16 protein-coding genes and 1 tRNA gene are annotated in these 23,596 nt (G+C 58.9%); 4 read left to right on the top strand and 13 right to left on the bottom strand.

Annotation, left to right across the window (positions count from 1 at the left end; all coding sequences use genetic code 11):
• Positions 1 to 502: 502 nt before the first annotated feature.
• From PNAP_RS26970 to PNAP_RS12215, 10 genes are all read right to left on the bottom strand, one after another.
• Positions 503 to 646 (bottom strand): hypothetical protein, encoded by a 144-nt coding sequence (locus PNAP_RS26970; RefSeq protein ID WP_157040276.1) that lies wholly within the window; start codon positions 644 to 646, stop codon positions 503 to 505.
• 436 nt (positions 647 to 1,082) lie between these two features.
• Positions 1,083 to 1,421, bottom strand: coding sequence for a DUF6527 family protein (locus tag PNAP_RS25655; RefSeq protein ID WP_083758037.1), 339 nt, complete (start codon positions 1,419 to 1,421; stop codon positions 1,083 to 1,085).
• A 4-nt stretch (positions 1,422 to 1,425) separates the two neighbouring features.
• Positions 1,426 to 2,835, bottom strand: a complete 1,410-nt coding sequence (locus PNAP_RS12250; protein WP_011801833.1) for a ThiF family adenylyltransferase — start codon at positions 2,833 to 2,835, stop codon at positions 1,426 to 1,428.
• Entirely contained in the window at positions 2,832 to 3,761 is a 930-nt protein-coding gene (locus tag PNAP_RS12245; protein ID WP_011801832.1) for a multiubiquitin domain-containing protein, read from the bottom strand. The genes PNAP_RS12250 and PNAP_RS12245 overlap by 4 nt, the downstream gene beginning before the upstream one ends.
• A 92-nt stretch (positions 3,762 to 3,853) precedes the next feature.
• Complete coding sequence (locus PNAP_RS12240; protein WP_011801831.1) at positions 3,854 to 7,279, bottom strand: ATP-dependent helicase; 3,426 nt, start codon at positions 7,277 to 7,279, stop codon at positions 3,854 to 3,856.
• Between the two features lie 2 nt (positions 7,280 to 7,281).
• On the bottom strand, positions 7,282 to 7,875 hold the full coding sequence (locus PNAP_RS12235; RefSeq protein ID WP_011801830.1) for a helix-turn-helix domain-containing protein: 594 nt from the start codon (positions 7,873 to 7,875) through the stop codon (positions 7,282 to 7,284).
• A complete protein-coding gene (locus PNAP_RS12230) occupies positions 7,872 to 8,663 on the bottom strand; it encodes an RNA polymerase sigma factor (protein ID WP_011801829.1) in 792 nt (263 codons plus the stop codon). The genes PNAP_RS12235 and PNAP_RS12230 overlap by 4 nt, the downstream gene beginning before the upstream one ends.
• A 53-nt stretch (positions 8,664 to 8,716) precedes the next feature.
• Positions 8,717 to 10,936 (bottom strand): S8 family peptidase, encoded by a 2,220-nt coding sequence (locus tag PNAP_RS12225; protein WP_011801828.1) that lies wholly within the window; start codon positions 10,934 to 10,936, stop codon positions 8,717 to 8,719.
• The gene (locus tag PNAP_RS12220) at positions 10,933 to 12,087 is read right to left on the bottom strand and encodes an AAA family ATPase (protein ID WP_157040275.1); all 1,155 of its coding nucleotides are present in this window, start codon (positions 12,085 to 12,087) and stop codon (positions 10,933 to 10,935) included. Before PNAP_RS12220 ends, PNAP_RS12225 begins: the two co-directional genes overlap by 4 nt.
• A gap of 819 nt (positions 12,088 to 12,906) precedes the next feature.
• Positions 12,907 to 14,529 (bottom strand): recombinase family protein, encoded by a 1,623-nt coding sequence (locus PNAP_RS12215; protein ID WP_011801825.1) that lies wholly within the window; start codon positions 14,527 to 14,529, stop codon positions 12,907 to 12,909.
• Positions 14,530 to 14,563: 34 nt separating this feature from the next.
• Here PNAP_RS12215 and rimO point away from each other — a divergent pair, with 34 nt between their 5' ends.
• Complete coding sequence (gene rimO / locus PNAP_RS12210) at positions 14,564 to 15,949, top strand: 30S ribosomal protein S12 methylthiotransferase RimO (protein WP_011801824.1); 1,386 nt, start codon at positions 14,564 to 14,566, stop codon at positions 15,947 to 15,949.
• Between the two features lie 148 nt (positions 15,950 to 16,097).
• Here the strand turns inward: rimO and PNAP_RS12205 are convergent.
• Positions 16,098 to 16,182, bottom strand: a tRNA-Leu gene (locus PNAP_RS12205).
• 297 nt (positions 16,183 to 16,479) lie between these two features.
• Here PNAP_RS12205 and rnr point away from each other — a divergent pair.
• Positions 16,480 to 18,780 (top strand): ribonuclease R, encoded by a 2,301-nt coding sequence (rnr, locus tag PNAP_RS12200; protein ID WP_041376681.1) that lies wholly within the window; start codon positions 16,480 to 16,482, stop codon positions 18,778 to 18,780.
• A 41-nt stretch (positions 18,781 to 18,821) separates the two neighbouring features.
• Positions 18,822 to 19,391 (top strand): YggT family protein, encoded by a 570-nt coding sequence (locus PNAP_RS12195; protein ID WP_011801822.1) that lies wholly within the window; start codon positions 18,822 to 18,824, stop codon positions 19,389 to 19,391.
• Here PNAP_RS12195 and PNAP_RS12190 read toward each other — a convergent pair.
• Positions 19,388 to 20,941 carry an NAD(P)H-hydrate dehydratase gene (locus tag PNAP_RS12190; protein WP_011801821.1) on the bottom strand — a complete coding sequence of 518 codons (1,554 nt, stop codon included), beginning with the start codon at positions 20,939 to 20,941 and terminating at the stop codon, positions 19,388 to 19,390. The genes PNAP_RS12195 and PNAP_RS12190 overlap by 4 nt on opposite strands.
• A 441-nt stretch (positions 20,942 to 21,382) precedes the next feature.
• Between PNAP_RS12190 and thiD the strand changes: the two genes are divergently transcribed.
• On the top strand, positions 21,383 to 22,240 hold the full coding sequence (thiD, locus tag PNAP_RS12185) for a bifunctional hydroxymethylpyrimidine kinase/phosphomethylpyrimidine kinase (protein ID WP_011801820.1): 858 nt from the start codon (positions 21,383 to 21,385) through the stop codon (positions 22,238 to 22,240).
• Here the strand turns inward: thiD and PNAP_RS12180 are convergent.
• On the bottom strand, positions 22,224 to 23,528 hold the full coding sequence (locus tag PNAP_RS12180) for a purine-cytosine permease family protein (protein WP_011801819.1): 1,305 nt from the start codon (positions 23,526 to 23,528) through the stop codon (positions 22,224 to 22,226). The two genes, thiD and PNAP_RS12180, sit on opposite strands and share 17 nt — an antisense overlap.
• Between the last annotated feature and the right edge of the window lie 68 nt (positions 23,529 to 23,596).

The following is a 23,596-nucleotide window of genomic DNA, read 5'->3' as shown; positions in this document are numbered from 1 at the left end:
TATGAGATTGGGATACCCCGCAAGCGGTAATCGACGACGAGATCGCGGGAACCAGCGGGTGTCGGCTAACGGGTGCTGATTTAGAGGGCCGTTACGACAGCATTGAGTCGGCGGTGCCAGTACGCGCACTGCTCTGAGTGTCCGGGCGGCCAGGAACAGTCATTGCCAATGACTCCCGAGAGCCATCAGCCGTTCACGCAACTGATTCAGTTGCTGGGGAACCAGCAAACGTGTCCGTCACGTAGGCAGGACAGTGACATATAAAAGCAACGACACGAATGTTGACTGGCGAATCAAATGCGGCCACGTAGGTTGCGACACGCGACCCCACAGCCAACACAAAATCCAACGACAGACGCGCGGACAGGCGAATCAATTCACCAGCAGCGTGGGAGGAGGGAAAGACACACTGTGCAGGGTAAGGGCCTTGTACCCACGTTTTCTGCTGCGCGAAAAACTTGGCAGTGGCCCACTGCTCAGGGCGTTGCCCCGAGACCCGCATTCAAACAATCAGCGTCGTGCTTCGCTTGACTAGAAGTTGTTCCGGCATCGGCCGATACCGCACCGTCTGCGGCAAGGTGCCGGCGGCGATGCAGGAGGAAAACTCCATGACATGGAGTGCGGAGGTGTTGGTGGCAATGATCATGACATCAAGGATTCTCTGTGAAGTCGGTGGCGTGACTCTCCGTCGCCGGTCAATCTGGCTTCGGGCCGACAAGTGTGCGTCACTTCATCGACGAAATGAAGGTTCTGGGTGGTTGCAGCCAGAAGCGATGGCCGCAGGATGTTTTTGGTCAGCTTGATGCTTGGTTGCGTGCACTTGGCTTGAGGTCATCCTTCTGCGCGCCCGCTGGATGACGGAAATGCGCCGAGGGGCGTGTTCGAAGCGGCTGCCATCACCGGGATCAGCGAAAGTTTGCACGCAGGGCAGGCGCATACGCACCCACCTTGCGCGATTTCGGGATCGTGGATGTAACGCGGCTCGCCGGTTTGCGCATCGTGCGCCCACTTCAACGGCACCGTAGTGGGGTCGACGGCTGGGTTCAGCACGGTCTCCGATCTGGTTCTTACCTTCCAAGTACTCAAGTCTTGCACCATTCGATCAGGCCCTTCCGGATCCAAAAATGACATCTGCACAATTTCTGCTGATGGATCGAGGGTGAAACCGTTGGGCGCTTCCAAAAATCATGCTCAACCTCCCAACGTGGACGACGTTCAGGATTCAGCGAAAGCGATATCTGCACACCGCATCCGCCTGGGCAACTCAAGCACGCCCATTTTTTAACGCCGCCGTCCACCACTAACCACAGTTCGCCGACAGGGATCTCGGTCTTGCCCGGATGTCGATCGACTCGTTTCACGAGAAAGTTGAAGTCCAAAAGCCCGAGGCGGCGCAGCATCAACGCAAATAAGCGGTTCATACAGCTACCCGATCACGCCAAGAAAGGGGTTCACGTCACCGCGGCCCCAGGTGTCCTCGGTTCCGCAAACAGGGCATGTCGGAATCGGTCGACACGTCATTGAACGATCCTCCACACGGTCGAATCGGCGAATGCGGTTGTGCGTCATGCCACCTTGGCCGCGGAACCCTGTCAAACCCTGAATCAACTCATCCACTGCGGCGCAAGCAATACTGGTAGTGAACGTAACCACTGCAGGGGCTGGGTCGCCACCTCCCTCCACATACGCTTCGGCCTTGCGACGTTCAAACTCCGCTGGATCATTGCGCTGCAATCCTTCGGCTGCAGCACGCTGGGCGTTGACGACGCCAAGGCAAATCAGGCAAGGGTTGCCCGGTCTGATTGTCGTGACGCGGCCCGTCATATCGTAGTCCACACCGCTTTTGGCCGACCGCATGCGCAACCCAACGTCGATCAACGGGATGCCGTAGTAGTGGGCGAGTCGGTTCAGGGTGAGCCGACCCTGGTTGTCGTCGGTACAGCCGAAAAGCACATCGCAAGACCGCAGAACGTCACGTAGCGATGGGTCGCCCACCCATGCACGCCGAGTAACCACCTGCGTGCCCAAGCCGCCAGCCTCGATTTCACGTGCGAGGATGTCTACCTTGGCCAGCTTCGCGGGTACATCGGCGGCGCGCGATCCGTGGACACGGTTGAGATTGGTCGTGTCGATCGTGTCGTTGTCCATCAATGCGAGATGCCCGACACCCAGCCGGGTCAGCAGCGAAACCACGGCACTCCCCGTTCCACCGCAACCGATCACCCCTACTCGCAGTGCCCGCACGATGGGATTGAATCCCTTGCCGAAAAGTGCTGCCTGCCGAGCTAGAAACTCCGTATCTTCGCGTCCAGCGTCCGCGCGCCAGATCTTGATCTTGCTTCCGACAATGGAGATGGACGACGCCTTCGTGGATGCCTTGGCTGATTTCCACAGACGCCCCACGATGGCATCGTGCTGACCGAAGACCATACTGGCAAGTCCCTGTGCACCCTTGTTGAAGGTGGTGCGCGCTAGTTCGGCTTCGTTGCGATCGTCCTGGTCGGAGAAAAATGCGCCCGCGCCTGGATGCGTGTGAACCAGTGCGGGGACGAGGTTACGGTGCTGTGCCAGGCCCAGCAGCCGCATGAACCCCTGCGTTGACCACGTGACGTGCACCGAGGAGGACGAGACCATCTCGTCGGATGTGATGGGTACTACCTCGTGCGAGATCAGACGGATGCGCGGCTGCTTGGACCAAGGATCGGCCGCAATTTCGGCTTTGCCAAACAACACATAGGCAGCGGCCTCCGAGCCGTTCTCCCGATGAAGCAGCGCGCGCAGGGCCGCTTCATGGGATTCCAGAAAAATGATGTCCAGCGCTGCGGTCGACATCATTTGGCCTCCGCCAGCGCGTGCTCGATGCGCTTGATCATCGTGTGCAGGCCATCGACACCCGGCCGCCAGCTGTTGTTGTGGCGAGACCAGCGTTGCCAGTTGTGGCCCATGAAAGTGTGCGGCTGATCCGCGCATGTCGGGTAGCGACCTGCGGATACCAACGTTAACCAGAGGTTGCAGAAGAACATGTCCGGTGCCACGTCGGGATAGCCGGGCGGCAGAATCACCAGCACGTCTGCAGCCGGATGATTGAACTTGCCTTGAGGCAGTTGCATCTGCTTCAGCACAACACCCGTGTGCGGGCCGTCACTGACGACCTCCACTGTGAAACCGTGGCTGTCCAGATAGCGCTGATCGGCTTCCGGCAGGGCCGCCAGTCCTTCCGTCGTGTCGCGGATGAGTGTGATGAAGCGTTCAATGCCCGGCTTGCTGAGGTCGATCAAGTCGGTATCGCGGATGAGCACATCCTGACCACCGCTACGCACCTCGAGATAGACGTCATAGGTGTCAGTAGGGACGCCAGCCAACACCTTCAAGATCTTGCCACTGATGGACGGCTTACCCCATTCCATTTGGCGATCGTCGATCGTGAACTTGAAGGCGCGGTCCGTCTGGAAAATAACGAAACGCTCTGCGCCGCGTCCACGCAGATCGTAAGTCTCGTCGAGACGCAGGTCCTCGAACTCGCCAGACGGCAGGATTGCGTATATGCTGTAGTCCGCCACAGGGCGGACTTCGGCGGCCTGAAGGATCTGGCGGCCGGTAGGGACCGGATCGCGCAGATCCAGATGGCGATCGTTGAGCTGTTCATCGGCCACCACGATGCGATAGAGGTGTGCCAAACGAAGACTGCGGCCTTCGCGGATGGCGGAACCAACATCTTCGAGAGGGATATGGCTGTCATCGCCAGGATTTTGCGTTTGCATTTGATTGACTTTCTGTCGGCCATCTGCGGGATTGCAGTTTTCTTGGCCTTCAGTAAGTCAATCGCAGCGGATTCCAGGACCGGAAAGCCGATTCAAACATTTTTTATGGTGATCGCGCCGGCCGGAAGGTCGCCGCAGATGAAGAAGCTGGGGCAACGTGGGCAAGCGCGCGCTTCTTCCTTCACAGGAAAATCGCCAGCGCGGACGCGTCTGACGATCTCCTGGACCTTCTCACCGCGCGTTTTGAGTTTTCGCTCGGTGAGATCCATCGGCTGCGTCGTCTCGCTGGTCAGGTAGGTGACCTCGACCTGGGCCGACCCACCATAAGTCTGCATGGTCGCGAGATGTAGTAGCGTGTACTCGATGTCATCGAAAGCGTTGGACCTTGGTTTGCCGGTTTTTACCCGCCGAACGACGATCTGCCCCTTGTCGCCCCGGGCGACACTGTCCGGCCGGACGAGAATTTCGCCTTCCACCCACCCGAGCGAGATCGGGGTTGCCGGCGCAAGTACGCCGCGACTTCGAGTTTCGATGAGGTAGTCCACTAGCCGGCGCGCGATGCGCCGGTAATCTTCTGCATAGCCATGGTCGATTGCGCCCTTTACCTGCCATGCCTGGTCGAAGCGCGCGCCGAGTTCGGCTTCGGTTGGCACCGTCATCTCATGCGTGGTCTTCAGCCAATCGAATACGTCCCCGACAACGTTGTGCATCTTCATGAAGGCCGTTTCCGTACGGCGGCCTCCGAGTTTCAGGACGTGGGTGTAAAAAAAGCGACGTGGACATCGCGCGAACAGGTTGACCTGGCTATCGGTCCAGACCGGCTTTTGCGCCCAGGCAACTTGCAAGCATGCCTTCGCCCGCAGCTTGGCACTTCGCTGCGGTGGATTGGGCGAGTGAATCAGAAGGTGTCGGATGGAGGTCAGGAACTTCGAAGGATTGCGCGCTCTGCCGTCGGACTGAACCGATGATGCATAGAGAAAGAGCCGATCGCGGGCGCGGGACAGAGCCACGAAGAACAGGCATTCCTCTTCTTCCTCGTGCCCAGATTTCACCGCTTCCAATCCGGTGATTCCATCTGAGCCATGAATCAGACCGTCCGGCGGCACGCAGCGCGGTGCCATGTTGTTGCGCGGCAGACCTGAGGTCACCATGCCGGGGATATGAACGGTGTGAAACTCCAGTCCTTTGCTGGCATGGATCGTCATCAGACGTACCGCATCGATGCCGTCGACGACTCCTGGCAAATGGCGCAAGCCGCGATCTTCCGAAAGCAGAACGAGTCGGCGAATTCGATCAAGAAGGCGCGTGCAGGGTGCCCCGGCACCCGAAGGTTGTTGCCGGCAGAAGTTGAGGAATTGCCACAGCGCCAGACCTTTCATTCTGCTTTGCGCGTCGTCTGCCAGGTACAGGACCTTGGCGAGTCCAAGACGGTCGATCACCCAGGTGGACAAAATGGTCCACGGGTTGCCGGTCGGGCTCATCCCATCGAAAAGTGCAGCCACGCGCGCCAATGTGGCGTTGCTCGTTCCGGCGAGTTCCGGTGGCCAGTTCCCCGCGAGCCGCCAGTCGAGCGCCGCAACTTTGCTTTCACGCAGGCGCTCGATGATCTGTGCGATATCTTGCAGTGGCAACTCATACGATGGCATCGTGGAGGCCCGCACCAGACCGACGGCATAGGGGTCGTTCAACATGGAAAGCAAGGCGAGGAGATCCTTGATCTCAGGTCGCTCGAACAGGCTTCCGAGATGAAGCACCGGGATGCCTCTGGCTTCCAGGCCCTCAGCGATTTCGCTCAGACGGGCGTTGGATGCGCACAGAAGGGCCTGTTCGCGGTAAGCCGTTCCCGCGTCGCGTTGGGCCTGGATCGCGGCGGCTATCGCCGAAATTTCATCATTCGTTGTGCTCACAACCCTGAAATCTGGTGTGACACCGGAGGCGCCTCGGCTCGCTTTTAAATGCAACGGCAATGCGCCTGTCGATGCCTTCATCGTGCCGGAGAAGGCTGTGAAAACATCGATGACTTCCTGTCGAGACCGATAGTTGATACCCAGTTGATCAACTTGAGCACCGGGAAAATCCAAGGTGAATTGGGCCATGTTGGTGGCCGATGCGCCGCGGAAGCGATAAATGGATTGACGGGCATCGCCAACAACCCAGAGGTCACGTCCATCCCCGACGATAGCTTTCAAAAGACGTACGGAAGAACGGTTCACGTCCTGGTATTCGTCGACGAGGACATGCTTGTGCCGTGCCCTTAGTGCATTTCTCACTTCGGCATCGGCTTCGACAAGGCGTACAGGCTGGGCGACAAGATCGCCAAAGTCGATCAACTGCTTTGCAGTCATCAGGCGCTCGTAGGTTTCGTAGACCAAAGCGACTTCCATGCACTTCTCAGCACGCATCGTCGCATCGGCATCATCAGCGCAGTTCTGTGCCATGGCTTGGGCCAATGCCCGGTAGCCAACAGCGTCGATCACCTCGTCCTTGGCGCGTGAAATCGCACTGAGCATGTCGCTGAGATCGAGCGCTGGATCCCATAGGTTGCGATAGTGGTGCAACGGGAGTCGTGGCAACTCGTCTTCCAGCAATTCGATGCCTTCGGATCGATCAATGAGACGAGGTCCCGCAGGTAGTCCCAGCTTGTCGTGAAAACGGCGGACGATATCCAAACCGAATGCATGAAACGTACCGATCCACATCGCTGCGGCCGCTTTTGGGTTGCTTGCGGCGAGTCGCTCGCTCAACTCGTTGGCCGCCTTGTTGGAGAACGTGAGGACAAGAATGGACATCGGGTCCACGCCGTCAGTCAGAAGACTCTGGATACGCTGCACCAGCGTTCTGGTTTTGCCCGTGCCTGGACCGGCCTGCAACTGAAACGCAGTGTTGCGATGGTTGGCCGCCGCAATCTGCGTCAGGTCTGTAGTCAATACCGCCGCTGTGGCGGCAGGCTGTATGGATGTGGTTGGTTCGATCGGCAGGAGCAGTGCATCCAGAAGTTGCTGCTGGACTACCTGCAAGGGTGCGCCAAGACGATTGGCGATGTCGGCAGAAGAGCAGCTACCATCAACGTGGTGATGGCGGGCGACCGAGCGCGGCAACAGGAGTTCGCGGGCGAAGAGGTCCATACGGACCTCGCGGCGTTCCCGGGCGCCATAGTCAAGCACTCTTTCGATGCCGACTGGCGCATCCTCCGCCGAACGGTCTGGTTCGACTTCCTCCGTTACCGCGTCCCGCATGCCACCTTCCAAGACGACATGTCCCAGTTCATGAGCGATCAGAAAGGCGCGGTCGAACACCGAACCAGTATCTTCGTACAAAATGCTTCCGGCTTGGCTATCGAATACCGCACGCCCGCTTTTCAGTGCGGAGTCGCCCTGTGGTAAAGCATACACATCAAGGTCTCGCCGAGCCGCTTCGCGGCTGACGAGTTCTAGCAGGTTCCAAGGATCGTCGCCCGCTGCGACCGCCGCTAGATGGATGCGTTCTGCCTCGCGCCGTGCGGCTTCGGTCGCATCCATCGCTAGTCCCGCATTGCCTTCAGCGCCTCTTGTTGGGCTGGTGTGAGCTGGGAAGTCTCAACGGCCTGCTCGAACGATATCTGCTCGGTCACCGCAGGCTTCACGCTCGATCTGAAACTCAGACCGGACACCATGGTCGGTGGATTGTTCAGATAAGCAGACACGGCATCGGCAGTCGCACCTAACTCGGCAGCGAGCCGTTGAACGAGATGCCTCGGAATGGTACTTGCGTCCACTGCTCTGTCGCGAAAACGCATCAACAATAAATTGCTGATGTTCAGCCTTTGAGCTACAGATTTAAACGCTGAGCGAGTCAACTGAATAAATGGATCCGCGACCGCTGCGTTCTGTGCCGAGCCAATTAGTGTCTGAAATTGCTGCCAGGCCTGTTCGACGACCTGTTCAGACGAAACCAGGGGTTCATCGTCGCTGCGGGAGGCATCAATCATCAATTCAATCGAGCAGTCCACCAGTGCATTTGCATGTTCTGGATACAGGCTCAGATATTGCTCCAATGTCGCGCGGTCATGTGAGGGTTCAACGGAGAATGCAAGAAGAACCTCTTCTTCATTCAGTTTGGAATGGTCGACGCTCATAGTTCAGCTTCCTCTTCAAGAATGGCCTTGAGAGCTTTGCAGGCACGATCACGACGGTTACGAACCGTCCTTTCGTCGCACTGCAGAATACGTGCAATTGTCATGACATCTTGTTCCTTAGCGTCAATCGGAATTCCTTTTAAGAGAAGACCGATGACTTGCTTTTGATCCTGGGGTAAACGGTCAATCGCAGCAAAAAGCACCGACCGGAAAGCAGGATCATCAATTTTTTGAGGGTCGCCGCTCAAAAAGTTCTCCACAGCAATTTCGACCTCGGGCGACACCTCTGGGCCATCCGCGTCCTGGGATCCCAAAGGAACAGTTGTTACGTCACCGACTACCGTTTTGAATTTACGCAAAACGGACGTTCGAAGCGCGACCATTGCTTGATCGAAGTGAACTTCGTAAAAATCCAGCATATCAGCTTGTGAAACGCAATCTTTGGTGACCAATACGACAAATCGGTTAATGATTTCGTCACGAATATCGGTCGCGCTGCCGATGCGAGAGCTCCAGATTTTCGAACATAGTGACTGGTCTACGCGTTTCATAAGGATGCGATATATCTTCTTGAACTGGCCATGTTCGCCATCTGCCCAGGCTCGCCGTAGAAAATAAAGCAGGACCTCCGTTGGCACATACTCTGGGGCCATTCTTAATACACCAGCGAACTGTAGAACTCGTGATTCCGGGCCAACAGACTCCAGTTTTTCGATCCAGGCCTCAATTGCGGGAGGTCGCTGGTAAAGCGTTCCGTCCTTTTGCTTGCGTTTAAGCGCTTCCGGCATTCCTTCTCCAGTGCTGTTGGTTGGGGGTGGTGAGTAAGGCTTGGCGGGTTACGCTATCGAATACGAATCGGCAGCGACACTTGCGGCTGGATCGGCACCAACGTTTTGGCGTAGGCGCGCAGGATGTCGTTGTAGAGGTCGGCATGTTTCGGGGCTTCCACAGTGATGATCAGCGCGTAGCGGATTTTCTCGGCACCTGTGGCGCGGCCACCGGACTCGCGAGCGTTGTAGTGGATATCGAAGACGGGGTTGTCAAGACTGCTACCGAGCATGCCTTTGGCACCGTGGAGGACGGTTTCCCATTTGCCGAGGTCTGAGCGGCGCTCCTCCTCGGTCGCGTACTTCTTCATGTCGAAGAATCCCTTGGTGTTGGCATTGGCCTTGCCGTCCTTGATTTTCTTGTCACTGGGCCGGAACACAATCTCCAGCCCTGCGCGCGTATAGGCCGCCGCATCCTGTGGGTCAGTTGGCGACGCGTAGCAGAATGTTGCCTTGAGGTGAACTTTACCGTTCAAACCCCCAGCGGGCAGTGGTAGCGTGGCACGAAGGTACTTGCCGGGTTTCAACTCGCCCTGGTAAACCACACGCGCTACGCCCGCAGGGCAGGTGATGATCTCCATCAGGTCTTCTGGCACTTTGCCCCAACCTACCTCAACTTTGTCGTGGGTTGACGCATCGGCCGCATGGACCAGCAAAGCTTTGATTGCCAGTGGTGTCAATTCGGCACCCAGAATGGCGCGGACTCCCACTGCGTTACGCAGCAGGTAAGGAGATGCGAAACTGGTGCCGAGTTGTGGGGCCAGCAGCGGTTTCTTTCCCGGGGACAGCACATGAAAATACTTGGCTGCATCCCCGCCAAAGGCCATCAAATCCGGTTTGACTACACCGGGGCTGCGGCCCGGGCCGATGGCGCTGTAGGGTGCTCTTGCCCACCCCGCTTCGGTACCGTTGGTGGCACCAACGGCCAGTGCGTTCACGCAGTCCGATGGCACCTGCACTCGGGCATTGCCTACAGAGCGGTCCATTTCCCCGTTGTTACCGACCGCGACAGTCATCAAGGTATCACCGTCGGCCAACAGATCATCAATTACCGAGGTCCAGGCGTGAACGTCGGTGTCTTCGATGGGCAGGTCAGGCCCAAGGCTGAGATTAACAAACTGGTATTGGCGCGACAGCAGAACCTGTTCGACAAAGCCCAACGTGCGATACAGCTCCAGGGGGTCTTCCGCATCGGCATCCTTGTCGAGTACCCGTAAGTGATCAACATAGGCAAACGGGCGTTGCGCGGTGCCGTTGGGCTGGATGGGGCCGAACAGGAATGCAGAAGTTACCCCGAGACCATGTTCCAAGCCTTGTGGATCGTCGTCGGCATTTTCATCAAGAACCCGGTATGACCGCAGCCAGGGACCGATCGCATGCTCTTTCGGCAAGCCGCCGTCCAGGATGGCCACCTTGGGCTCGGACGAAAACGGCTGTTCGGTCGGAAGGCTGCAACTGACCGTCACGCTGCCCGTGCGATGCACGGGGCGCATGCCACGCAGCCTGGGCATTGGCCGGATCACACGCACGAATACAAACTCCGCCAGCCGATCAATGCTGTCATGCTTGCCTTCGACCGGAACGAACCACATGTTGCCTGCCGTGAAGCCGAGGTCACTGTGGATTTTGACGTCTACATCTTTCGCGTATTTGGCAAACGCTCGCTGGACAAACAAATGGTTCTCGTCGGGTAACAGGTGAAGTCCCACTTCAAAGAAGCGATCCTTCTTGTGCCCGTGGCTGACGATCCGCTCCTCGGGTGCGAATGCAGAGAACTTCTCAATATGCGCGAGATCACCGGCTTCGTCTGATTCGGGTTCGATGTCTTTGGTCCAGGCTTTGAGATGGCGAAATGCTTGACGCTTGCCGGCGACAAACAACTCGGTTGTTGTGCATTCCCTGGTGGGGCCTTTCTTTGTCCAGCCGTCCGGGGTTAACTTGACGGTTCTGCTGCCTACTGATTCCAGGCCGACGGTACGCAGCATCGCCACTGGAAAGAACGATCGGGCGATGTAGCTGGGATTCATCGTAAGGCGTGCAACGCCAAAGTCACCGGGGCATGCTTGCGCTGGCAAAGCGTCCAGCGCCGCAGCTGCATCTGAAAACTGGGGGGTTAGCCGCTCTCTGGCCTGCTGCAAGGTATAGACCTCAGCCTTGCCCGGCATGCGCTTTGGCCCCTTGATATCGTGTGTGAGCAGCTCGCCGCGTCCGATCAGAAAATTGGTTTGACTCATGCTTCAAGTTCCCTTTTCGATATTTTCTTTGTGATTGACGGCTGGTCGGCGGTGTACTTACGGATGGTGTCGCGGCTTACACCTGTGAGATCGGAGATCGTGTGCTGTGACAGACGGGTCTGTTTAGCCAGCAGTACGGCCAGATCAATGCGCGCCTGACGATCCATCACAAGAGCGCGCGATTTGACGAATTCTTCAATCAGGTCGGCATCTGATGCCGTTCCAAGCGCCACCGCGCGTCGGAATCGCTGGATGTCGCGCTCAATGTCGCTGAACGACTCGCCATTGAAAGCGAAAGTCAGGATGTCAATCCAGCGACCAAACAATGCAAAGTCCGGACCGAGAAATCGCTTGATGGCTGCTTTGACGGCCGGTGTTTCCGGTATCTTGAAATCGACGACCAGATCAAATCGGCGCCACAGCGCCGGATCAATCAGCTCGGGATGGTTGGTGGCCGCCAGCAGTAGGCCTGTGGCAGGCCACTCATCGACCTCTTGCAGAATGACAGTGACGAGGCGCTTCAACTCGCCGATGTCGGTCTCGTCGCTACGACGTTTGGCAACGGCATCGATTTCATCCAGCAAGAGCACGCAGGGACTGCGTTTTGCGAAATCAAGTGCAGTGCGCAGGTTGCTCCCACTTCGTCCGAGCAGGCTGCTCATGACGGCGGTCAGGTCCAATACATACAGCGGGACCTCCAATTGCGCAGCAAGCCAGCGCGCTGTCAATGTTTTGCCAACGCCTGGCGGTCCGACAAAGATTGCCGAGCGCGTCGGGCTTAATCCCATTGAGGCGAGGCGTTCAGTCTGTCGACGCTCCTGAATGAGTTGACTCAACGTCTCTTCCAGGCTGATTGACAACAACGGCTGCTCTCGATCTGGTGTGTCCTTGAAGACTTTCAGAAGTGAAAGCCGTGACTCGTCATCGACCGGCAATGTTTGGGTCGGTAGAGCAGGCTGCATGGCCTTGCGCATGGGGGCGCTTGCTCGATGCGTCTTCGTGCGCAGATAGAGATCTAACTGTTCAGCCAGCTCTGGGTCGGTGTTGCGGTACTTTCGGACGAGCCGGGCTACGAACAGGCGTACATCCTCGCTCTGCTCGGCAAGAGCCAGTCTAATGACTTGGGCTAAATCTGATTGAGCTTCATTCATTTCGTCCAACATTTATGTAACTAATTGATTTTAAAAGAAAAAATAAAACTTAAAAATGGAACAGACTAATTGTCTCACGTTTTGAGGCGACTGTGAAGGTGTGTGGGGATCTGGTGCCGAATTCAGGCGGGTCATGCTGGCGGCACATTGCATAACGTGCCCGGCTGGCCCCGAGCGTCCGCCAGCGAGGGCGGCGGTGTTGGCATGCTGCGCCAGATGCTCTTCGGTCTGGTTTGTTTACATCGATATTCGACAAAGCAGCAATATTTACTGCGCAGTGAATATTGCTGACCCTCGCTGGGCATCCCGGCGTTGCCGCCGTCGGGCTCGCGGGCGTTGCCCCGCGCCTCGTACCGAGTTGCGGCCATGCGGTTTTGATCCCTGACGCCTCCGGCCTCTACTTCGTTCCTGGCCTGCGCGCTGCACTTGCCCATTCGTGACTTCATTGAAAGTGGGCTGGGCGGTCTTGCTGTTTCCTTTTAGCCTTATCTTGAGCTTGATCGGCGGTTGTGGCGTGGTCTACGTCCTTGAGAGGTCAGGCTGGATTGAAGCTGATTGTGAATGCATCGACACTTTCTTTCGACGAAAAATGTCCAAAGTGGTCTTATGTTCGGCGTAGGTTTTGGCGTAGGTTTTTGGTATAGGACGCATATTTTCACTGATAGATGGGCTTCTACCATTGAACTACGTCAGAACCATGGGCCACAATGAGCTACTGATCGACAGGTGCGATGTGGATGCGTGCAGCCGACTGGCTTGTTTCGATTTTGTAGTTGTCTCCGTCCATTTAAAGTCTGCGGACTTATAGCCCATCACTTGTCACGGGGTGATGGGCGTATTTCTGTTTGTGCCCACAGATTCAGACAGACTTTCGGCCATGATCAATTGGCCTTTGCGGTCTATACGCAACATGCGTGCTGTGCCGCCTTTCGCCATCAGCATCATGTCCATCGGGCCTTTGTCTTCGGTAGGTGTTGGTCGCACACCACGCTGATAAATCACGATGCGCTCGAAGGTATCGGCTACCAGCTGGCGGGTTTGCAGGCGTGCTTCGTATTCCTGCGCCTCCACACCGGCCGCAAGGCGCTTCCACGCTTCGTCAGTGCCCTGAATGTCGGTGCGTGCCGTTGCAGCCAAATCGCGCTCTGCCTCCTGGATGGTGGCCTCCAGCCGCTGTTGTTCTGCCTCCAGCTCGCGGGCACGCTTGGCAAAGGTCAGCGGCACGCCATCCCCGGCGCTGGCCAGCATGGCATCGGTGAGTCTTTCCAGCTTGCTGGCCACGTCCACCAGGTCCTGCCGGGCTTTGGTCAGCTTGGCCATCGGTCCGGCCGACCGATCAGCTCCATATAGCGCCTGCAGGTTGACGATGTCCGAGCAGTACTCCATCAGAGCTCGCTCAAACGGGTAGACGGACACGGACCCGCCGACCGAGCAACCGCCGTGCGAGTAGCTGGTGCAGTGCAGGCGTCTGTGGCCGGGCTGGATGCGGCCGAGTTCGTCCCGGTTGCGGGTGCCAATGTTCTGCCCAACCAGCGCGCGGCCGCAATAGCCGCACACGGTGATTCCGATGCCGGTGAGTATGTGAGGCACTGGACCCTTGACCCTGCGCCGCCCACGGCCGCTGTTGGCCAGCTGCAGGCCGTCCCATTCGGCCGTGGTCAGCAGGGCAGGGTAGTAGCCGGGTATCCGGTAGGTATCAGTGCCCAGGGCCATTTCTTTTTCGCCGATCAATGCTCGTTGTTTCACCAGTCGGTAGATCTGCAGCGATTGGGGGCCGCGTCCTGTCAGCGAAAGCCGCTGCTCGGTCAGTCGCTCGATGATCTTGGTGGCCCCGTAGCCCATCAAATACAACCGCAGGCCTTCACGCACAGCCGCCACGCGTTCTGGTATTTCCTGCCACTGGCCATCTACCAGCCGCAGCCAGACCGGGTCTTTTCCATTTCGAATCAGCGCGCGGTTTGTGCCAGCGATCCAGCCTTCGCACTGTTTTCTGATGCTGGCCAGTACCCGTTTGCTCTTGGTGTCGCTTTCTTCATGGGCGCGAATCATGACCAGCAGCGAATACACCAGGTCCATCGGGTTGGCCTTGAGGTGCTCGCGGCTGTACTTCTTTCCGTCGCTGGCCGTCACCACCGTGATGCCGGCATTTACAATCTGAGCCAGTTGGGCCTGGGCCTGGATCGGTTCTGCCCTCGAAAGTCGGTCGAGGCCTTCCACCACCAGCACAGACCCAGTGGGTATCCGGCCCTGTTCGACAGCGACCAGGAAGACGCCGAGTGCCCCGGACTTGATGTGCCGCTGGTGGTAGGCCGATAGACCCTCATCCCGCAGCGAGAGCGTTTCGTCCAGGAGGAGGCCGTGTTCAGCGGCCCACTGGGTGGCGTAAGCCATCTGGCGCTCGCTGCTGTGGCCCGAAGCCTGGCGCGGATCGCTGAACCGCATATAGCTATATACAAGACCTGTCAAACTACACCCCATGAATGAAATAAAAGAAAAAATCCCGCGTATAGGTATGGTATCGCTAGGATGCCCCAAGGCATTGACCGATTCGGAGTTGATCCTGACGCGGCTTAGTGCCGAGGGCTACCAGACATCCAAAACCTTTGAAGGTGCCGATCTGGTCATTGTCAATACCTGCGGCTTCATTGATGACGCCGTCAGGGAAAGCCTGGACACGATTGGCGAGGCGCTGGCTGCAAACGGAAAAGTTATTGTGACCGGCTGTCTGGGTGCCAAGTCAGGCGACAACGGCAGCAACCTGGTGCGCCAGATGCATCCCAGTGTCCTGGCAGTCACCGGTCCGCATGCGACGCAGGAGGTCATGGATGCGGTCCATCTGAACCTGCCCAAGCCGCACGATCCGTTCGTGGACCTGGTTCCCAATGCCTTCGGCATCGCCGGCATCAAGCTCACGCCCAGGCACTATGCCTACCTCAAGATCAGCGAAGGCTGCAACCATCGCTGCACCTTCTGCATCATTCCGTCCATGCGCGGCGACTTAGTGTCGCGGCCTGTCGGCGATGTTTTGAGCGAAGCGCGTGCGCTGTTCGAGGGCGGGGTAAAAGAGTTGCTGGTCATCAGTCAGGACACTTCTGCCTATGGCGTCGATGTCAAATACCGTACCGGCTTTTGGGATGGCAAGCCGGTGAAGACCCGGATGCTCGAACTGGTCCAGGCGCTTGGCGAGATTGCCGCGCCGTTCGGCGCCTGGGTACGCTTGCATTATGTCTATCCGTACCCGAGCGTGGATGAGATTCTTCCTTTGATGGCGACGGGTAAGGTGTTGCCTTATCTGGACGTGCCCTTGCAGCACAGCCATCCGGATGTCTTGAGGCGCATGAAGCGGCCTGCCAGCGGAGAGAAGAATCTGGAACGTATTTCGCGCTGGCGTGAGATGTGCCCCGAGATCGTCATTCGCAGCACGTTTATTGCTGGCTTTCCCGGTGAAACCGAAGCTGAATTCGAACACTTGCTTGATTTCATGCGCGAGGCAAAGATTGACCGTGCGGGCTGTTTTGCCTACAGCGCAGTGCAGGGCGCAACGGCCAACGACATTCCGGGAATGCTCCCGCTGGGAGTGCGTGAAGAGCGGCGGGCACGCTTTATGGCTGTGGCGGAAGCAGTTTCAAGCCAGAAACTGCAACAACGCGTTGGCGCGACCATGCAAGTACTGGTGGACCATGCGCCAGCATTGGGACGAAAGGGCGGAACTGGCCGCTCCTATGCAGACGCGCCCGAGATTGATGGCGTGGTCAAGCTGCTGCCGCCCGAGAAAATCAGTAAAACCATGAAGGTTGGCGAGTTCACCCGTGCCCGCATTGTCGGGGTTCAGGGACACGATCTGATTGCAGTGCCTGTCTGAAGCGTTTCAAGCGCTGTGTTTTATGCCAGCCCTTGTTTTTGCAAGGGCTGGACAACAATTGGCGAACTTGTTTGCTACAGTTTTGCCGATTTTCGGGCGAAAAAAAAGCCACTGTGTTAGCAGCAGCTTTTTCCGACTTGAGTAATTTTGGTGCCCGGGAGAGAACTCGAATCTCCACATCTTGCGATACACGGACCTGAACCGTGCGCGTCTACCAATTCCGCCACCCGGGCACAGCAAGCAGTTTAACATTACATTTATGGCTTATCAGGTGCGTTGCTGGAAAAAATTCAATTTTTTCCAGAAATTTTCTATGACTGGCGAAATGTCTGGTTTGAACCGGCTGAAAACTTCTCCAATTTCGACTCCAGTGAAGCATTCCGTTATTCGGAAAATCAGCTTTTCACAAATCGCGGCTAGTATCTGGTTTTAAACTGATACAAAAATACACGGAACTGGCCAATCCCCCTATTCAATGCGCGCTGGTTCTACAGTGTTTTACCCGCGCCATCTCACGAAAGAGACTTCTTATCAAAACAAATCTTCAAAGTTCTGGCGCAACCGCCGGACTCCTCGCCGAATTCGAGGGTACGGTATCCGGCCACCGCGATGGCCATGGCTTCGTTCAACGTGATGACGGCGAAGCAGATATTTACCTGCCGCCCAACGAAATGCGTGCGGTGCTGCATAAAGACCGCGTCAAGGCGCGCATCGTGCGGCATGACCGCAAGAACCGGCCTGAAGGCCGCGTCACCGAAATCATCGAACGCTCGCCCAATCCGATCATTGGGCGCCTGCTCCAGGAAAGCGGAGTGTGGCTGGTCGCGCCTGAAGACAAGCGTTACGGTCAGGACGTGTTGATTCCCAAAGGCGCGATCGGAACAGCCAAGACCGGCCAGATTGTGGTGGTGCAACTGACCGAGCCACCAGCCCTGTTTGGCCAGCCGGTGGGACGCGTCATGGAAGTGCTGGGCGAAATTGACGACCCGGGCATGGAAATTGAAATTGCCGTGCGCAAATATGGCGTGCCGCATGAATTCAGTGATGAAGCCCTCGGTTTGGCCCGCTCCCTGCCCGACGCCGTTCGCCCCGTTGACAAGCAGCACCGCGTGGACCTGACGGATATTCCGCTGGTCACCATCGACGGCGAAGACGCGCGCGATTTCGACGATGCGGTCTATTGCGAGCCGACGAAGGTCGGACGCGGCAAGGGCTGGCGCCTGCTGGTGGCGATTGCCGATGTCAGCCATTACGTCGAAACCGGCAGTGCGATTGACATCGACGCCTACGACCGCGCCACCAGCGTGTATTTTCCGCGCCGCGTGATTCCCATGCTGCCCGAAAAGCTGTCCAACGGCCTGTGCTCGCTCAACCCCCATGTCGAGCGGCTGTGCATGGTCTGCGACATGCTGGTCAATGCCAAGGGCGATGTTCACGCCTACCAGTTTTATCCGGCGGTGATGCTCAGCCAGGCGCGCCTGACCTATACCGAAGTGGCGGCGATCCTGGGCAACACGCGCGGGCCGGAAGCGCTGCAGCGCAAGTCCGTGGTGCCGCATTTGCTGCATCTGCACGAGGTGTACCAGGCCCTGCTCAAGGAGCGCGGCATACGCGGCGCGGTCGATTTCGAAACCACCGAAACCCAGATCGTCTGCGATGAAGTCGGGCGGATCGAGAAAATCATCCCGCGCACCCGCAACGTGGCGCACCGGCTGATCGAAGAGTCCATGCTGGCGGCCAACGTCTGCTCGGCCGACTTCATTGCGCAGAGCAAGCACACGGCCCTGTTTCGCGTTCACGAAAGCCCGACCCCCGAAAAAATCGATTTGCTGCGCAATTACCTCAAGGCGATTGGCATTGGCATGACGGTCAGCGACGACCCGGCGCCTGCAGAGTTCCAGCAGATTGCCATGGCGACCAAGGACCGGCCGGATGCGCAGCAGATCCACTCGATGCTGTTGCGCTCGATGCAGCAGGCGATCTACACGCCGATGAATGGCGGCCACTTCGGTCTGGCCTACGAGGCCTACACGCACTTCACCAGCCCGATCCGCCGCTACCCCGACCTGCTGGTGCATCGGGTGATCAAGGCGATCCTGAAGAAGACCAAGTACCAGTTGCCGGTATTGCCCACGCCGGGCGAGGCGGAAGCCAAGCTGTCCAAGCGGCTCGCCACCCGTGTCAAGCTGCCGACCGAAAAGCCGAAAAAAGCTTCTGCTGACCAGCTGGCCTGGCAGGCAGCCGGCCTGCATTGCAGCGCCAATGAGCGCCGTGCCGACGAAGCCAGCCGCGACGTGGAAGCCTGGCTCAAGTGCAAGTACATGCGCGAGCATCTGGGCGAGGAGTTTGGCGGCGTGGTCACGGCGGCCACCGGCTTCGGCATCTTTGTGACGCTCGACGCCATGTATGTCGAAGGCCTGGTGCATATCACAGAGCTGGGCGGCGAGTATTTCCGCTTTGACGAAGCCCGGCAGGAGTTGCGCGGCGAGCGCAGCGGCATGCGCTATGCCCTGGGAACCCGGGTTCGGGTCCAGGTCAGCCGGGTTGATCTGGATGGCCGGAAAATCGATTTTCGCCTGGTGCATGAAGGTGACGACAAGGCCGGGCTGGTGAATCGGGCCATGAAGGACAAGGCCGGTGGCTCTGCGGCTGAACTGCCGCTGCAGGAACGCGGTGCCGGATCCCGGCGCAGCGGGCGCAGCGCGCCTTCAAAAAGCCGTCAGCCTCCCTCCGACCGAACATCCCAGCCGCAGCCCAGGGCACGCAAGACAGCGGCTAAAAAAGCAGCGGCCAATCCGGGCATGAAACAGGGCAAAAAGTCCCGTCGCTAGAAGCTTATGAAGTCTTCCATGTTCAGACACGCCGGAAATTTATGCTGATCCGGATTTTGGCTTTTTTGCTGGAAACGGCATTTTTCATCCTGATTGCAGCGGCGCTGCTGCGCGCCTGGATGAACTGGCTGCGGGTCAGCATGGTCGGGCAGCCGGGCCGCTTTGTCATGGCCCTGACCGACTGGCTGGTCAAACCACTGCGACGCTCCCTGCCCAAGCCACTGGGCCAGTCACGCGTGGACTGGGCCAGTGTGCTTGCAGCAGCATTGATGGCGTTGGCCTACGCGCTGCTGTGGTGGCTGTTGTTCGGGTTGTTGCTGGGCGCGGCGGCCGGCGGCGCGGATTTCGGAGTGGCGGCGGTGCTTGCCATGCTGTTTTTTGCCGTGAAGATGCTGCTTCGGGTCGCGCTGCAAACCCTGTTCATGCTGGTGCTGGCTTATGCCATCTTGTCCTGGGTCCAGCCCGGTTCAAGTGTTTACGGCCTGCTGGCTCGCCTGACCGAGCCCATGCTGACACCGTTGCGGCGCGTGATTCCAGCCATTGGCGGCGTTGACCTGTCGGCGCTGGTGCTGCTGCTGGTGCTTCAGATCGGCATGATGGTGCTGCTTTAGCCTGTTTGCGATTGGACCAGAGCCGATGCGGTCAAGGCATGACCCGGTTTGTCACTGGCCCAGATATCGGCCCTGTGGCCATGGGCAAATACCGCGCTGCGGGCCGCCTCGACAGCACTCATTCCTCTGGCCAGGCAGGCTCCCAGCATGCCTGCCAGCACGTCGCCGGTGCCTGCGGTGGCCAGCAGGGCATTGCCGGTGGCGTTGACCAGGGTCGGCTGGCCTGGTGCGGCGATGACGGTTCCTGAACCCTTGAGCACCACCACACACTGAAACCGTTCGGCCAGTTGCCGGGCTGCGCTTAACCTGTCGGCCTGGACGGCCATGGCCGTGATGCCCATCAGGCGGGCGGCTTCCAGCGGGTGGGGCGTCAATAGCGTGCTGTAGCCGCGACCCTGCCGGGCTTTGAGCTGGGTTTGCAGTTGCGGGTCCATGGCAATCGCATTCAGGGCGTCTGCATCCAGCACGGCCCGCCTGGCCGTTGACAGCACCTTTGCGAGGACAGTCTTGACCGATTCACCGCCGCCACAGCCGCACACCACGACCTGATGCGCCATGTCCACGGCTTCAGGCGAGCGGAACATGAGTTCAGGCTGTTCCGGATCGACCTTCATGCCGGGCGCATTGCCCAGCAAGGCGACAAACACCCGGCCCGCGCCTGCGTGCAATGCAGCGCTGGCGGCCAGCAAGGCTGCTCCGGTCATCTGCGTGGCGGCGGTCGATTCACCGCCCAGCACGGCGACATCGCCAAAACTGCCTTTGTGACTGGCGTGCGCGGCGCTGGTGCGTAATGACTGGCTGGCCTGGTCCGCGCCCAGCAGCCAGGCGCAGGGTTCGGCCGCAAGCACGCTGTCGGCCGGACTGACCCCAAGGTCATCAAACCATACTTCACCCGCGCAGTCCCGACCGCTGGCGGTAAAGAGTCCTGGCTTCAAACTCAATAAACTCAAGGTAAACAGGCCTTTTGCGCTTATTGGGTGGGCGTTAACTGCTATTGATTTAATAGTACTTTTGAAAGTTGTGACGCCGGTGTCGGCATTCAGGCCGGTCGGAACATCGACCGCCAGCCGCAGCGCCGCGCTGGCATGCATCATTTCCAGCCATTGCTGCATCAAGGCGCTCGCCGGCCGGCCTGGGTCGAGCGTGGCGCCGATGCCCAGCAGCGCATCAATGCACAGGTCGAAGCCAGGCGGCGGTTCGCTGGCCATCGGAACGCCGGCAGCCACTGCCCGCTGGCGCGAAGCTTGGGCATCCGGCGGCGATTCGGATTTGCCGGACGGCAAGCCGGTCCAGGTCACGACGACCTTCTTTCCCCACTGGTGCAGATGCAGCGCGGCCTCGAAGCCATCGCCGCCGTTGTTGCCGGGTCCGCAGGCAATCCAGATGCATTGGGCATGCGGCGCCAGCGCCAGCGCCAGGCGCGCCACCGAAAGGCCTGCCCGTTGCATCAGCGTGTGCGCGGGCAGGGCGCTTGCCGCCTGTTGCTCGATCAGGCGAATAGCGGCAACGTCATACAGCGGATGACTGAGAGTGCTGGAAATTTTTTGCATCGGATCATTGTGAAGGGTTACCGGTATTTCCGTTCACGAACGCATTTTGTACAAGGCTCAAGAGCGCCAATTTTCGGAGGCAAGGTCAGTTGCCGTCCCAAGTTTTTATCGACTGCTCGGTTGAGTTCATGGACAATGTGCTCAAAAGCAGCCATGCTGCCCGTGGATTACCTGGGCGTGAGTCCCACTTTGCCACGCTTACCCAGACCGATACAAAGAATCTCTGGGCGTTGACGGGCTAATCAGGGGGTGAGCCTCTACTTCTTTGCCCTTGGTCGCCATTGGCGGAATTCATGTGGCAAATGCATGCGACGTGTAGCGTGCAGGTGCTGACAGTCTTGTGACCGTGAACGCGTTTGTGCCCGGCAGGCGATCCGCATGCCTGCTGCTACCTTGAGAGTTTTATGTGATGAATAGTCGAGAGCCCGGAAACAGAAAAAAATGACGAATGAAGCTTTTGAATTTTCCCATGCGTTCGAATATCCGCGTGTATTGTCCATCGCAGGTTCGGACAGCGGTGGCGGTGCCGGCATTCAGGCCGACCTGAAAACCTTTGCGGCTCTGGGCTGCTATGGCATGACCGCCATTACCGCCCTGACCGCCCAGAACACGCTGGGCGTGCGGGCCATTCATGGGGTTCCACCGCAGATGCTTCGCGACCAGATCGATGCGGTGATTGAAGATATCGGTACGCATGCCGTCAAGATTGGCATGCTGCACGCACCGGAGACGGTGCTGACCGTGGCCGAGGCCATCGACCGTCACGCGTTGCAAAAAGTGGTGCTTGACCCGGTGATGGTCGCCACGAGCGGTGCCGTGCTGATTGACAACCCGGCTGTCCAGATCCTGGTGCGCGAGTTGTTTCCGCGCGCGCTGGCGGTGACGCCCAATCTGGACGAAGCTTCATTGCTGGTCGGAAGGCCTTTGTGCAGCGAAGCTGATATGGAGGCGGCAGCGCGAGAACTGCTGGCCATGGGCGCCCATGCGGTATTGCTCAAAGGCGGTCATTTGCCGGGTGATCTGGTTTGTGATTTGCTGCTCACGAAAAACGGTGCGGCGCACTGGATGCGTGCGCCGCGCATCCACACGGCCAATACCCATGGCACGGGCTGCACGCTGTCTTCAGCCATTGCGGCGTACCTGGCGCTGGGCGCAACTTTGCGGGAGTCGGTAGAGGCGGCGCGGACCTATGTGCGTGCCGCGCTGGTGGCCGGCTCAACAGTGCGCACGGGCGCAGGCAGCGGGCCGCTGAATCACAGCCATGCACCGCTCGCCATGCAGCTCAAGCCGCTGCGCTGACCTGCGGGCTGTTCAACAACTTGCGGGTGAACCGTGCCAGCACAAAAGTGACTGCCAGCGTCGGCAGCGCTGCACCCCAACTGGGCGCCAGTTGCGCGCACAGGTGATAGCAGGCTACGCCCAGCAGCCAGATGGCCACCGCGCTGATGTTGACCTTGCGTTCCGTCACCAGCGATACCACGTTCGCCTGTCCGGCCAGGCGCGCCAGGATGACGCCGTAGAGCGGAACAAATACCGAACTGAGCATCAATAAAAACGGCTCCAGGCTGTGCATCGGTAGCACCAGCGCCAAGGCCGTGCACAGCACGGCCAGCGCCATTCCCCAGCGGCGAACGCTCCAGCCGGGTTTCAGGCTGTGGCCAGCCACTGAGCCCGAGTAAAGGTCGCCATAAGCGTTGTCAACCTCGTCAATCAGGATCAGTCCAAGTGCGATCAGTCCGCCTTGCGCCAGCAGCAGCGCGGCAACCAGGTCGGTGCTGGGCGTCGTCAGCGCAACCAGAAGGCCGAGGGCATAGCACCAGATATTGGCCACCGCGTAGCCCAGCCATGTGCCCCGCAAGGCGCTGTTCCCGTCGCGGCCATGACGGGCAAAGTCAGCCACCAGCGGCAGCCAGGACACCGGCATCGCGATCACCAGATCCAGCGCCGACAGGGTACTCATGCTGCCGTCGCCGGCGCGATTCCACACTCCCTCAAGCCCTTGAGCGCTGGCTTTGGAAAGAAACTGCCAGCTCAGCCATAGCAGCGAGGCAATGACCAGCGGCAAGCCATAGCGGCCAATGAATTTGCGCACCAGCCTGACCATGGAGCCTGAGAGCAGGGCCAGCAGCACGGCGCCCCAGAGCAAGGTCGTCAGTACGGGCCATAAGGAGGCCGAAAAACTGCCGGATTGCCGTGCGATAGCCATCGTGCCGTCGCGCATCACGACCAGCTCGAAGGTCGTCCAGCCGATGAGCTGCACGATGTTGAGCAGCACCGGCAAGCGCGCAAAGCTGCTGCCATAGGTCGCGTGCATCAGACCCGCGCTCGACAGGCCGCTGTCGCAGCCAATCTTGGCGGTCCAGGCCAGCAAGCCTGCGCCCAGTATCGAGCCACAGATGATCACTGTCAGCGCGGCCTGGGTTCCGAGCGCTGGCACGAGGTAGGCACCGATCTGCATCACGAGCAGGCCCACGCCCAGGCTGAGCCAGAGCGCTGCATGGTCGCGCCAGCCGAAGAGCCGCTCGCCCGCAGGCAAAGGAGTCAGTGCGGTATTGCCGCCCGCAGAAGAAAGGGGAGTGGAGGCCATCAGCAGTTTCGTTTGTCAATGGCAGGGCGGCTTGCTGGACACCCGGGCCGAACGCAGGGTATCGCGCT

Origin of the sequence: Polaromonas naphthalenivorans CJ2 (assembly GCF_000015505.1) — a bacterium.
Classification (GTDB): Bacteria; Pseudomonadota; Gammaproteobacteria; order Burkholderiales; family Burkholderiaceae_C; genus Polaromonas; species Polaromonas naphthalenivorans.
Note: the sequence above shows the minus strand (reverse complement) of the source record. Positions and strands in the feature narration are given on the sequence as shown.

Coding starts and splice junctions, on each gene's coding strand:
- PNAP_RS26970 (WP_157040276.1), bottom strand. CDS start 646: ATGATCATTGCCACCAACACCTCCGCACTCCATGTCATGGAGTTTTCC.
- PNAP_RS25655 (WP_083758037.1), bottom strand. CDS start 1,421: ATGAACCGCTTATTTGCGTTGATGCTGCGCCGCCTCGGGCTTTTGGAC.
- PNAP_RS12250 (WP_011801833.1), bottom strand. CDS start 2,835: ATGATGTCGACCGCAGCGCTGGACATCATTTTTCTGGAATCCCATGAA.
- PNAP_RS12245 (WP_011801832.1), bottom strand. CDS start 3,761: ATGCAAACGCAAAATCCTGGCGATGACAGCCATATCCCTCTCGAAGAT.
- PNAP_RS12240 (WP_011801831.1), bottom strand. CDS start 7,279: ATGGATGCGACCGAAGCCGCACGGCGCGAGGCAGAACGCATCCATCTA.
- PNAP_RS12235 (WP_011801830.1), bottom strand. CDS start 7,875: ATGAGCGTCGACCATTCCAAACTGAATGAAGAAGAGGTTCTTCTTGCA.
- PNAP_RS12230 (WP_011801829.1), bottom strand. CDS start 8,663: ATGCCGGAAGCGCTTAAACGCAAGCAAAAGGACGGAACGCTTTACCAG.
- PNAP_RS12225 (WP_011801828.1), bottom strand. CDS start 10,936: ATGAGTCAAACCAATTTTCTGATCGGACGCGGCGAGCTGCTCACACAC.
- PNAP_RS12220 (WP_157040275.1), bottom strand. CDS start 12,087: ATGAATGAAGCTCAATCAGATTTAGCCCAAGTCATTAGACTGGCTCTT.
- PNAP_RS12215 (WP_011801825.1), bottom strand. CDS start 14,529: ATGCGGTTCAGCGATCCGCGCCAGGCTTCGGGCCACAGCAGCGAGCGC.
- rimO (WP_011801824.1), top strand. CDS start 14,564: ATGAATGAAATAAAAGAAAAAATCCCGCGTATAGGTATGGTATCGCTA.
- PNAP_RS12195 (WP_011801822.1), top strand. CDS start 18,822: ATGCTGATCCGGATTTTGGCTTTTTTGCTGGAAACGGCATTTTTCATC.
- PNAP_RS12190 (WP_011801821.1), bottom strand. CDS start 20,941: ATGCAAAAAATTTCCAGCACTCTCAGTCATCCGCTGTATGACGTTGCC.
- thiD (WP_011801820.1), top strand. CDS start 21,383: ATGACGAATGAAGCTTTTGAATTTTCCCATGCGTTCGAATATCCGCGT.
- PNAP_RS12180 (WP_011801819.1), bottom strand. CDS start 23,528: ATGGCCTCCACTCCCCTTTCTTCTGCGGGCGGCAATACCGCACTGACT.